Annotated in this window: 14 protein-coding genes; all 14 read left to right on the top strand. The window is 46.9% G+C overall.

All coding sequences use genetic code 11. From position 1 onward, the window contains the following. Positions 1–99: 99 nt before the first annotated feature. The 14 genes from flgG (at position 100) to IEY53_RS12990 (ending at position 12248) form a co-directional block, all read left to right on the top strand. Complete coding sequence (flgG, locus tag IEY53_RS13055) at positions 100–918, top strand: flagellar basal body rod protein FlgG (protein ID WP_189025509.1); 819 nt, start codon at positions 100–102, stop codon at positions 916–918. Positions 919–1040: 122 nt separating this feature from the next. Continuing rightward, a complete protein-coding gene (locus tag IEY53_RS13050; protein ID WP_189025508.1) occupies positions 1041–1265 on the top strand; it encodes a flagellar FlbD family protein in 225 nt (74 codons plus the stop codon). Continuing rightward, the gene (locus IEY53_RS13045) at positions 1262–1729 is read left to right on the top strand and encodes a flagellar basal body-associated FliL family protein (RefSeq protein ID WP_189025506.1); all 468 of its coding nucleotides are present in this window, start codon (positions 1262–1264) and stop codon (positions 1727–1729) included. The genes IEY53_RS13050 and IEY53_RS13045 overlap by 4 nt, the downstream gene beginning before the upstream one ends. Positions 1730–1768: 39 nt before the next feature. Then, on the top strand, positions 1769–2767 hold the full coding sequence (fliM, locus tag IEY53_RS13040; RefSeq protein ID WP_189025504.1) for a flagellar motor switch protein FliM: 999 nt from the start codon (positions 1769–1771) through the stop codon (positions 2765–2767). After that, entirely contained in the window at positions 2757–4058 is a 1302-nt protein-coding gene (fliY, locus tag IEY53_RS13035; RefSeq protein WP_189025502.1) for a flagellar motor switch phosphatase FliY, read from the top strand. The genes fliM and fliY overlap by 11 nt, the downstream gene beginning before the upstream one ends. 26 nt (positions 4059–4084) lie before the next feature. After that, entirely contained in the window at positions 4085–4450 is a 366-nt protein-coding gene (locus IEY53_RS13030; RefSeq protein ID WP_039874260.1) for a response regulator, read from the top strand. 9 nt (positions 4451–4459) lie between these two features. Beyond that, positions 4460–4987, top strand: a complete 528-nt coding sequence (locus tag IEY53_RS13025) for a flagellar biosynthetic protein FliO (RefSeq protein ID WP_189025500.1) — start codon at positions 4460–4462, stop codon at positions 4985–4987. Further along, positions 4984–5745 (top strand): flagellar type III secretion system pore protein FliP, encoded by a 762-nt coding sequence (fliP, locus tag IEY53_RS13020; RefSeq protein WP_189025498.1) that lies wholly within the window; start codon positions 4984–4986, stop codon positions 5743–5745. Before IEY53_RS13025 ends, fliP begins: the two co-directional genes overlap by 4 nt. Positions 5746–5768: 23 nt before the next feature. Then, positions 5769–6038, top strand: a complete 270-nt coding sequence (gene fliQ / locus IEY53_RS13015; protein WP_189025496.1) for a flagellar biosynthesis protein FliQ — start codon at positions 5769–5771, stop codon at positions 6036–6038. A gap of 6 nt (positions 6039–6044) precedes the next feature. After that, complete coding sequence (gene fliR, locus IEY53_RS13010) at positions 6045–6830, top strand: flagellar biosynthetic protein FliR (RefSeq protein WP_189025494.1); 786 nt, start codon at positions 6045–6047, stop codon at positions 6828–6830. Positions 6831–6854: 24 nt separating this feature from the next. Next, the gene (gene flhB, locus IEY53_RS13005; protein ID WP_189025492.1) at positions 6855–7949 is read left to right on the top strand and encodes a flagellar biosynthesis protein FlhB; all 1095 of its coding nucleotides are present in this window, start codon (positions 6855–6857) and stop codon (positions 7947–7949) included. A 20-nt stretch (positions 7950–7969) separates the two neighbouring features. Continuing rightward, complete coding sequence (flhA, locus tag IEY53_RS13000) at positions 7970–10003, top strand: flagellar biosynthesis protein FlhA (protein WP_189025490.1); 2034 nt, start codon at positions 7970–7972, stop codon at positions 10001–10003. Then, positions 10000–11370, top strand: a complete 1371-nt coding sequence (gene flhF / locus IEY53_RS12995; protein ID WP_189025488.1) for a flagellar biosynthesis GTPase FlhF — start codon at positions 10000–10002, stop codon at positions 11368–11370. Before flhA ends, flhF begins: the two co-directional genes overlap by 4 nt. Further along, positions 11367–12248 (top strand): MinD/ParA family protein, encoded by an 882-nt coding sequence (locus IEY53_RS12990; RefSeq protein ID WP_189025674.1) that lies wholly within the window; start codon positions 11367–11369, stop codon positions 12246–12248. The genes flhF and IEY53_RS12990 overlap by 4 nt, the downstream gene beginning before the upstream one ends. Positions 12249–12277 lie beyond the last annotated feature (29 nt).

The following is a 12277-nucleotide window of genomic DNA, read 5'->3' as shown; positions in this document are numbered from 1 at the left end:
GAGCCGGGGTGACCGCCGACCGACTGACGCGGTCCAATCCTCAATCTTCAAGTTGTATCAAATAAACAATAGATTTCATAATCTGGGAGGACAACAATAATGTTAAGATCCATGTACTCGGGAGTTTCAGGTATGCGCGGTTTTCAAACCAAGCTGGATGTGATCGGTAATAACATTGCCAACGTTAATACAATCGGCTTCAAATCCGGCCGGGTAATGTTCAAGGATATCATGAGCCAGACCGTATCCGGGGTGACAGCACCTAATGATGACGGTCAAGGCGGGGTGAATGCCAAGCAAATCGGGCTGGGGGTCAGCATTGGCTCCATTGATACTCTTCACTTGGCAGGCAGTGCGATGACAACCAATAACCCTACCGATCTGCGGATTGACGGTGACGGATACTTCCTTGTGCGGCTCTCCGAAGATCAGGAAACGCCATTCCTGACACGTGCCGGCGACTTCCATGTGGATGCGGCACGTAATCTCCTGACTTCCGATGGAATGCATGTTCTGAGCTCTGAAGGCGAGAACATCCAGTTGGCGGAAGAGGTTACAGCATTCTCTATCTCATCGGACGGAACGATTATACAGACTATGGCAGATGGCACAACCGAGCCAGGGGTTCTCATCGGTGTAGCCAAGATCACCAATCCACAGGGTCTGGAAAAAATCGGCGGCAATCTGTTCCGCATGACCTTGAATGCGAATGCTGACGGTGAGCTTGTGCCGACTACCGCGAACAACACAGAAGCAGGCACCGGAGCAATCGTAGCCGGACAGCTTGAAATGTCCAATGTGGATCTTACAGGCGAATTTACGGAGATGATCGTATCCCAACGCGGATTCCAGGCGAATTCCCGGATTATTACAACTTCCGATGAAATCCTTCAAGAAGTTGTTAACCTCAAGCGTTAAGCCTTGAACCATAATATATAAGTTTGCTGGATAATAAACGTTTTTCGGAACTTCCGAGAACGCATTATTATGGAGTCTTGGGGGAGGTTCTCCTCCCCCTATTTTTTGTTAGGAGGCCTGTTATGATTTCGGTAACAAGATTAAACGGTACACCCATGTGGCTGAATGCCCTGCTGGTGGAAATGGTCGAGGAAAGTCCTGATACTTACATTACACTGGTAACGGGCAAAAGATTGATCGTGCTGGAAAAAGCCGATGAGGTTATTACGAAAATCCGCAATTACAACAGGGACATTGGCACATATGCTGCCACCATAAAAGTCCAATCGATGGAGGAGCTATCATGAAAAAGATGCTGCCGTGGCTCATTACGATTTTGCTGGCAATTACACTCATTGTAGTAGCCGCATTTCTATTAATGGACAAAATCTTCCCAGGCGATACAAGCGAAGTGAATCAAGCTGTGCAGAACGTAGAAGCCAAGCATCTTACGGCCGACGAAATCGTCGAACTGACAGCAGAGATCTTGGATATCAAAACTAATCTTGCCGATCCCGATTATATCGCTTCAATAGATTTCGCGTTCCAGTTGGATTCCGTAAAAGCCAAAGAAGAATTTGAGAAAATCAAAGATTTTAAAATCAAGCCGATTTTGATCAAGACCCTCGCAGATACCAAGCCGGAAGAACTTAACGGTTCCAAAGGTAAGGATCAGTTCAGCAGCAAGCTTATTAATATCATTAATAAGACCTTGACCGAAGGAAAATTGACCCAGATCGAGCTGACTGAATTTGTCTTGGCCACCATATAGATCAGCTAAGAATATTCTTTGATGGGGGGGTGAAAAGAATTGGTTGATGTACTTTCACAAAACGAAATTGATGCACTGCTTGCTGCACTTTCATCCGGAGAAATGGATGCTGATGAACTAAAAAAAGAAGAAACTCAGAAAAAAGTTCGCGCTTATGACTTCAAACGGGCTGTGCGTTTCTCCAAAGATCATATCCGCAGTCTTACACGGATTCATGACAACTTTGCCCGCTATCTTACTACGTACTTTTCAGCCCAATTACGTACCTTTGTGCAGATCAATGTCGTTCAGGTGGAGCAGCTCCCTTATGATGAGTTTATACGCTCCATCCCCAAAATGACGATTCTTAATATTTTTGAAGCGGAGCCCCTGGAAGGCCGTATGGTCATGGAGGTTCACCCCAATATCGCGTTTGCCATGCTGGACAGGCTGCTGGGTGGGTTCGGGACTGCTCCTTCAAAAATCAACGCATTAACCGAAATTGAAACGACAATTATGGAGCGTATCTTTAGCAGATGTTTTGAAAGCCTTCAAGAGGCGTGGAAAATGGTACTGGATATTGAACCGCGTATGGAGGCACTGGAGACCAATCCGCAATTTATGCAGATCGTGTCCCCAAATGAGACCATTGCCCTTATCTCCTTAAGCACCAAGATTGGCGATACCACGGGAATGATCAATCTCTGTATCCCGCATGTGGTTCTCGAACCTATTATGTCCAGGCTGTCAGTTCACCAGTGGTTTGTTTCCGAAAAGAAAACTCGGGACGAAGGAGAACTTGAAGCCATCAGGGCAAATGTGCATAAGGCAAAGCTGCCAGTGGTGGCCGAGCTTGGGGAATCCAGGCTGTCCATAGCTGAATTTTTGGGACTAAGTGTAGGCGACGTGATTTCGCTGAATAAAACAGTGGAGTCAGGTCTATCCATTAAGGTCGGGGATAAGCTGAAGTTCATCGGAAGCCCGGGTATGATCAAGGATCGGGTGGCTGTACAAATAGACGAGATTGTCAGTGAAGGAGTTGAAGAATTTGACGAGTAAAGATTATTTATCCCAGGAAGAAATCGACGCCCTTCTTAAACAATCCGCTGAGGGCTCCCTGGCTCCTTCGGAGAAGTCGGTTGATGATTACCTGACTCCATTTGAGCAGGATGCGCTGGGGGAAATCGGCAATATAACCTTCGGAAGTGCAGCGACTGCACTCTCGACCTTGCTGGGAAAAAAGGTGGATATTACTACACCGCAGGTATCTATCATTACGCGGGGGCAGTTTGAAGAGGCGTTTCCCAAACCGCATGTAGCTGTTCATGTGCAATATGTGGACGGGTTTCAAGGAATCAATTCCCTTGTGATCAGAATCAGGGATGCGCAGGTCATTGCCGATTTAATGCTGGGCGGTGAAGGGGATCCGAAGGACGAGGAACTGAATGAAATACATATCAGTGCCGTTCAGGAAGCGATGAATCAAATGATGGGTTCCTCTGCAACCTCTATGTCGACCATTTTTAACCGGTTTGTCAATATCTCTCCTCCGGGCATTGATATTCTCAATATGTCCAGTGGAGAAGGGGTAGGCAGCCTGCCGGATGATGAGACACTGATTCAGATTTCTTTCCGTCTCAAAATTGGAGATTTAATCGATTCAACGATTATGCAGCTTTTGCCGGTGCAATTTGCCAAAGACATGGTAACCATGCTTCTTGGAGATGTAAGTGCAAGCGATCAGGAGGCCGCTGTAGGGACTGTAGAGGCGCCAACTCCGACGCCTGCCCAAACACCTGCGCCACAAGCGCCGCCAGCTCAGCAGGCACCTCAGCAGCCCGCAGGGGATCAGCCTCCGGGATATCCGCCGCAAGGGCAACCGATGCCTCCGTATCCGGGAATGCCGGAAGGAGGGTACTATTATCCGCCTGCAGGAATGCCTGGTTACGGGATGCCACCGTATGGCATGCCACCGCAGGGAATGCCATACGGACAAGCTCCACCGCCTAACTCCGTGCCTAACCGGAATGTGAATGTGCAGCCCGTACAATTTGCCAATTTAAGTAATGGCAGTTTTGGTAATATTGATGAAAATAATTTAAATTTATTGATGGACATTCCACTGAGAGTCACCGTAGAATTAGGAAGGACCCAGAAGCAGATTAAAGATATACTGGAAATGTCCCAAGGTTCGATTATTGAGCTGGACAAGCTGGCCGGTGAGCCCGTAGACATTTTGGTGAACAACAAGCTTATTGCCAAAGGGGAAGTCGTAGTTATCGACGAAAACTTCGGAGTTCGCGTTACAGATATCGTCAGCCAGTGGGACCGAATTCAAAAATTACAATAAGCATACTTAGGGAGGATTTTGTAAAAATGGCTAACCGAATTCTAATCGTGGACGATGCAGCATTTATGAGAATGATGATCCGGGACATTTTGTCGAAGAACGGATTTGAAGTGGTAGGTGAAGCTCAAGATGGTTCTCAGGCTATTGAGAAATTTAAGGAGCTGCGTCCGGACCTGATCACGATGGATATAACCATGCCTGAAATGGACGGAATCGCCGCCTTGAAAGAAATCAAAAAAGTGGACGCCAACGCTAAAGTCATCATGTGTTCAGCCATGGGCCAGCAGGCTATGGTTATCGATGCGATTCAAGCAGGCGCGAAAGACTTTATCGTGAAGCCTTTCCAGGCGGATCGTGTAGTTGAAGCAATTAACAAAACACTGGGCGTATAGAGGGAAAACATGTCAGGCAATTCCGAACCGTTCGGAAGCAACAACACCCTGCTGAACTTAATGAACGTTATTATTGTCCTTGCTGTGATCGTTGTGCTGATCGTGCTGCTGATCCGTTTTCTCGGCCGCCGCAACCAGACCCTGATGAGCGGGCGCTCCATTCGTACGCTTGGGGCGATGGGCCTCGGGCCCAACAAATCGCTTCAGGTGATTGAACTCGGCAGCAGCCTGTATTTAGTCGGGGTGGGAGAGAATATATCCCTTCTCGACAAAGTGACCGATCCGGATGAGGTTGCCCTGATTATTGCGGCGTTCGAAGAACAGACTTCCAGCCGGAATAACTTCCTCGTTCCGCTTGTTTCCAAGATTAGAGCCAAGCTGCGCGGGGAGGTACCCTCTCAGGAAATCGAACTTAGCGAGAATACTTCCTTTTACGAAACATTGCAGAACAAGCTTGCCCAAGCCCCTGAGCGTAAAGAGAAAATTGATGAGCTGCTCCGGGAAGATACCGCCAGGAATGAGTCGAGGGATTTATGAAAAAAAAGCTGATTTTTGCTTTTCTGATATTCGGGTTTATCAGTGCTTTGACGATTCACCCGATTCATGCCGAGCCTATACCGAATATTAATATTCAGATAGGCGAAGAGGGGACCAGCGGGGGGACCAGTTCCGTTTCCATCTTGCTTCTTGTTACGGTGCTGAGCATCGCCCCTGCATTTATGGTATTGATGACCAGCTTCACCCGGATTGTGATCGTCTTGGGTTTTATAAGAACCTCACTCGGTACGGCATCCATGCCTCCGAATCAGGTTCTGGTAGGACTTGCGCTGTTTATGACTCTCTTTATTATGTCGCCTACGCTTGCAACTGTGAACGAGACGGCACTTCAGCCTTATATGAAGGGAACTATCAGCCAGTCCGAAGCACTTGACAAAGCAGCCTTACCAATGAAGGAATTTATGTTCAAGCATACGCATACCAAAGAACTATTATTGTTTATGAATTATACAGGTTACACAGGAGATGCAAAGCCTGCAACTTTTAAGGATATTCCCCTGACTGTACTCGTGCCCGCATTTGCTGTTAGTGAATTAAAAACTGCATTTCAAATGGGTTTTCTCATTTTCATTCCATTTTTGGTAATTGATATTGTAGTGGCAAGTACCCTTATGGCAATGGGGATGATGATGCTCCCGCCGGTAATGATATCTTTGCCTTTCAAAATAATGCTCTTTGTACTGGTGGACGGCTGGTACTTGGTCATTAAATCATTGTTACTTAGTTTTAGCACCTGATTTCATTAGAGGAGGCATAAGGGATGAATACGGAGTTTATTATCGGCCTTGCAGGCCAAGCCGTATATATAACACTGGAAACCAGTGCTCCCATGCTGATTCTTGGTCTGGTGGTAGGACTGATTATCAGTATTTTTCAGGCAACGACACAAATTCAAGAGCAAACTTTGGCATTTATACCGAAAATCGTTGCAGTTATGCTGGCTTTACTCATTTTTGGCCCCTGGATCATCACGAAGTTGGTTGACTTCACGAGCCAAATATTGGGGAATCTGCATCTTTACATCGGTTAGATGAACATGGATAACTTATTGCAAAGTTTCCCCGTCTTTCTGTTAATTTTTTGTCGAATTACAGCCTTTTTTGTTGTCGTTCCTGTTTTTTCTTCAAAAGGAGTGCCGAACACTTTTAAAATAGGTATATCTTTTTTTGTGTCTTTAATAGTTTTCAGTGCGGAAGGTGCAGGATATACGGTTCCTCAGGATCTCAGTTATGTTTTGCTGATAGTCAGAGAGGTTCTTATCGGTTTATTGCTTGGATTTATCGCTTTTCTCATGATGATGGTCATCCAGGGAGCGGGTTCCTTCATTGATATTCAAATCGGGTTTGGGATGGCGAATGTAATTGATCCTATGACCGGAGCTTCTTCACCTATACTTGGCAACTTTAAATATATGATTGCCTTGCTTCTTTTTCTGAGTATGAATGGTCATCATCATCTGCTAGATGCTATTGTGAGCAGTTACAAGTGGATCCCCATTAATAATGATATGTTTCTCAAAATGATAGACGGAAGCCTTTCAGAGTTTTTGGCCCGCACATTTGCACAATCGCTTGTTCTCGCCTTTCAGTTGGCTGCCCCTCTGGTGACCGCCCTATTCCTGACAGATATCGGACTGGCATTCCTGGCCCGAACGGCACCCCAGTATAATGTTTTTGTTATCGGTGTCCCACTAAAGATTGTGGTGGGGCTCGCGTTACTGTTAGTGCTTATGCCAGGTATGGCTGTGCTGTTCCAGAACCTTTTTGATATTATGTTTGAATCCATGCACCATTTACTGAAGCTCATCGGCAATAGTCCATAGGTGCCCTGCAAGGGAGTGCGTATTATGCTACAAGCGAAGCGTTACAGGCTCGACCTACAACATTTTGCAGGTGAAAAAACAGAAAAAGCCACTCCTAAAAAGCGACAGGAGGCACGTAAAAAGGGTCAAGTGGCTAAAAGTGCCGAATTGTCAGGAGCTACGGTGCTGTTGTCGGCGATGCTTAGTTTGATGATGTTCGGTGGATATATGAAGGAACGATTTATTGTACTTTATATGGACGTATTTCAGAATCGCATGATGATGGAAGTCACATCTGAGAATGTAATGCAGCTTTTTAGCCAGTATGGCCTACAAATCTTGATTTTGCTAGTTCCTTTATTTGCGATTACTTTTGTTATTGCGGTGATCATCAATGTGTTTCAAGTTGGTTTTATGACTACCGGAGAGGGACTGATGCCCAAGTTCAGTAAACTCGATCCAATTAAAGGTTTGAAAAATATTTTTTCTATGAGGTCATTTGTAGAGTTTTTGAAATCTATCTTCAAATTGCTTCTAATCGGTTATCTGGTTTATTCGACACTTTGGGGAGAGAGGAAAAGTTTTTCTTCCTTATCTCATTCCAGTGTTGAAGGGGTTTATCAGTTTGCTGCCGATTTAACCATGAGTCTAGGGATGAAAATTGCTGTCGCATTAATTATACTGGCAATATTTGATTATTATTATCAGAAATATGAGCATGAGAAGAGCTTGAAAATGTCAAAGCAAGACATTAAAGACGAGTATAAAAAAATGGAGGGTGACCCTCTAATTAAAGGCAAGATCAGAGAACGCCAGCGCAGAATGGCTATGCAGAGAATGATGCAGGAAGTTCCTAATGCAGACGTTATTATCACGAACCCGACTCACTTTGCGGTCGCGCTGAAATATGACGGCTCTAAAATGGATGCGCCTGAAATTATCGCGAAGGGTCAAGACCATGTAGCCCTCCGAATCAGAGCGCTTGCTAAAGAGCATGGCGTTATAACTATGGAAAACAAACCGCTGGCACGGGCGCTGTTTCAAAGGGCAGAAATCGGCGATGTGGTACCGGCTGATCTGTTCCAGGCTGTCGCCGAGGTGCTGGCATATGTATATAAGCTCAAAGGTAAGAGGAGATAAGACGGGGAGGTTCGGGACATTTGAAAGCTAAAGATTTAACAGTATTAATCGGTATCATCGGTATTGTGCTTATGATGATTCTGCCTATCCCGTCATGGCTGTTGGATATTTTGCTCGTTGTTAACATTGCTTTGGCGTTGACAATTATTCTGGTGGCTATGAATACAAAGGATGCACTGCAGTTCTCGATATTTCCGTCACTGTTATTGATTACGACCTTGTTTCGATTGGCGTTGAACATCTCTACCACCAAACTGATTCTTTCAGACGGGGAAGCGGGTTCGGTAGTTGCCACTTTCGGAAGCTGGGTAGCCGGCGGGGAAATCGCGATCGGCTTTATCGTCTTTCTGATTCTGGTCGTGGTCCAGTTTATTGTTATCACCAAGGGCTCGGAGCGGGTAGCGGAAGTGGGAGCGAGATTTACTCTAGACGCAATGCCCGGTAAGCAGATGAGTATTGATGCTGATTTGAATGCGGGCATGATCAACGAGCAGCAGGCCCGGGAGCGCCGCCGCAGCGTGGAGCGGGAAGCGGACTTTTTTGGAGCAATGGATGGTGCCAGTAAGTTTGTAAAGGGGGATGCCATTGCCAGTATCATCATCCTGCTGATTAACCTGATCGGTGGGTTTATTATCGGTATGGTAGTTCACAGCATGGAGTTTGCGGATGCACTTTCTACCTATTCGATTCTAACCATCGGGGATGGTCTGGTCAGCCAAATTCCTGCTCTGCTTATCTCTACAGCTGCAGGTCTGATCGTTACCCGGGCTTCCTCTGAAGGGAACCTTGCAGAGGATTTGACAGGGCAGTTAATGTCGTATCCCAAGCTGTTATACATTGTTGCAGCTACTGTAGCGATGCTGGGACTTTTCACACCGATTCATGCGATTACTACACTTCCTCTGGCAGGTCTGCTGGCCTATGCCGCCTACAGTATGGGACAAAACATGAACCGCAAGCAGATTGCCGAGGAACAGCTTGTAGAAGAGAAACAGATTGAAGAGGTGCGCAGTCCGGAAAGTGTCATCAATCTGTTGTCGGTTGATCCCATCGAATTTGAATTCGGTTACGGTCTTATTCCACTCGCAGATACGGGTCAGGGTGGCGATTTACTGGACCGCATCATCATGATCCGGCGCCAATGTGCCCTGGAGATGGGACTTGTTGTCCCTGTTATCCGAATTCGCGACAATATTCAACTAAAACCGAATGAATATGTCATCAAAATTAAAGGGAATAACGTCGGCGGTGGTGAATTATTACTTAATCACTACCTGGCCATGAGTCCCGGCTATGATGATGATTCCATCAACGGAATTGAGACTGTGGAACCATCTTTTGGACTTCCTGCCTTGTGGATTGATGAATCTGTTAAGGAACGGGCTGAGTTATCGGGCTATACCGTTGTCGATCCGCCTTCTGTTGTAGCTACACATTTGACCGAATTGATCAAACGGTATGGACATGAATTGCTGGGACGTCAGGAAACCAAGATGCTTATCGACAATCTTCGGGAGAATTACCCTGTTCTGGTCGACGAACTGATCCCTTCCGTACTGGCGGTCGGAGATGTTCAAAAAGTGCTCGGCAAGCTGCTGCGGGAGAAAATATCCATCCGGGATCTGGTCACTATATTCGAAACGCTTGCCGATTATGGAACCTACACCAAAGATCCCGACATTCTTACCGAATATGTAAGGCAATCCTTGTCCAGACAGATTACCCAGCAATTCTCGCAAGCCGGAGAGACGCTGCGGGTTATTACTGTGGGTCCTTCACTGGAAAAGAAAATCTCTGAAAGTGTACAACAATCGGAGCAAGGAAGTTATCTGGCGCTTGATCCGGTGTCTACGCAGACAGTATACCAACGGCTCACCGAGCAGATTAACCGTTTGCTGCAGTCCGGGCAGCAGCCCATTCTGCTGACTTCACCAACCATCCGCATGTATCTGCGCCAAGTCATTGAGCGGACCATGCAGGATATACCGGTGTTGTCCTACAGTGAACTGGAACCGAATATTGAAATTCAAAGCGTTGGAGTGGTGAATCTATGAGAGTGAAGCGTTACGTTGTCGATACGATGCCGGACGCCATGCATTCCATCCGCAGCGAGCTTGGAAGCGACGCAGTCATTTTAAGCACCAAAGAAGTTAAAGTCGGCGGATTCATGGGTATGTTCCAAAAGAAAAAAATCGAAGTTGTTGCTGCGGTCGAAAAAGAGCAGAAGCCGGCTGAAGCGGAGAAGAGGACTGCACCGTCCTTTAGCATTCCGCGCAGTGCGGTTCCACAGGCATATCAAAAGGCTGCAGCCGCCGCTTCTCCAGCCCCGGAGAAACCTGCTGATACCCGTTCTTTTGCTGAGATTGCAGCAGCGCTGACGGATTCGGGGATGCTGCAAGGGGCAGCGCCTGCTCAGAGTGAAGCTCCTCCTGAAGGAAGAGAGAAAGCAGAGCTCAATCTGCCGCCCTTGACAAAAGAAAGCGTAGTCTCCATCGCCGAGAGGTACGAAACGCTTGGGTCTGAATCCGTTCCTCCTCCCGCAGCTGAAAGTGATGTTTTGCGAGAGATCAGGGATATGAAGCAATGGATGGAGCGTATCGCCAGACATTCTACAGGGGCAAGAGACCTGCCGGAAGTGCTTCAGCAATTTAAAGATCGTTTGATGGAGCAAGAGTTGGATACGATACTGGTAGAAGAGTGGATCGGTACTATTTTTGAGCGTTGGAGTGATGAAGGACGGGCTTGGGGAACGGATCAGTTCTTGGATAGCCTTCTGGAGCAGGTAGAAGGTTTTCTGGCCGGCCGGATAGGACAGGGTATTGCGCAAGATACCCAGATTGTCTATATTGCCGGACCTACCGGGGTCGGCAAGACCACAACTATCGCCAAGCTGGCAGCGGAACAGCTGTTCAAGCACGGACGCAAAGTTGGCTTGATTACCTCCGACACCTACCGGATTTCGGCAGTGGAGCAGCTCCGCACGTATGCGGCAATCCTGAATATTCCGCTTGAGGTTGTGCAATCTCCTGGAGATTTGCAGCGTGCGCTGTTCCGTCTGGACAGCTGTGACCTGGTACTTATGGATACAGCCGGAAGAAATTTCCGGAATGAAATGCTGGTGGCGGAATTGCAGAGTCTGCTGTCCAAGGAGCTTCGCAGTGAAACCTATCTGGTGCTCAGCCTAACCTCAAAAAGCCGTGACATGAAGATGATAGCGGAGCATTTCGGCAGGTACCAGCTGGATAAGGTGATTTTTACCAAGCTGGATGAGACCGGAAGTTACGGTCCGCTGTTTAATGTTCTAAATGATTTCCCGCTTACCTTATCTTATCTGACTGACGGCCAGAATGTTCCGGATGATTTAAAGATGGCCTCCAAAGAACAGCTGACCGGGCTGCTTCTGGGAACAGGAGGGTCCTGATGGATCAGGCTCAATCGCTTAGACAGCTTGTTTCCAGCCAAGACCCGAAACGCACTCCCGGAGGCGAAGGCTCTGCCCGTATCATTACCGTATGCAGCGGCAAGGGAGGCGTAGGCAAATCAAACTTTACGCTGAATTTTGCACTTACCCTGAAGTCGATGGGCAAAAAAGTACTATTGTTCGATGCCGATATCGGTATGGCCAATATTGATGTGCTTATGGGAGTTTCCGCCCGATATAATCTGTACCACTTGTTAAAAAGAGAAGCGGATATCGACCAGGTTATTCATATAGGCCCGGGTTCGCTGCCTTTTATCGCCGGCGGTTCAGGAATGGATGAGCTGTTTTCACTATCGGAAGCAGACTTGAATTATTTTACGGCTCAAATTGGACAAATTGCGGATACGATGGATTTCATTCTCTTTGATACAGGAGCAGGCATCTCCAAAGAAACGTTGAAATTTATAACCTCGGCGGATGAATGCTTTGTGGTCACAACACCCGAGCCCACCGCAATTACGGATGCCTATGCTTTAATGAAGGTCGTGCATAACTCCCATCCCGAGGTGCCTTTTAGACTGATTGTTAACCAGGCAGGTGATGAAAGGGAAGCCTCTCTCACCAGCGACAAAATTCGGATGGCTGCCACCCGGTTTTTACAATTGGATATACCCTTTTTGGGTTATATAAGCAGCGATGCCCATGTGGTACAGGCTGTAAAAAAACAAACTCCGTTTTCACTGGCGTACCCGAACAGCACGGCTTCAAAAGACGTGCAGCGTCTGGCTATGCATTATCTGGACAGCGGCTCGCGGCAGCTGGAAAAGAAACAGGGGATTAAAGGCTTTATCAATAAATGGTTGAAGCGAAACAAATAATTGTTCTTAAATTTTGAGAACAGAGGTGG

Source organism: Paenibacillus albidus (assembly GCF_014644435.1).
GTDB classification, from domain to species: Bacteria; Bacillota; Bacilli; order Paenibacillales; family Paenibacillaceae; genus Paenibacillus_AQ; species Paenibacillus_AQ albidus.
This window is presented reverse-complemented; position numbering and strand designations above follow the sequence as displayed.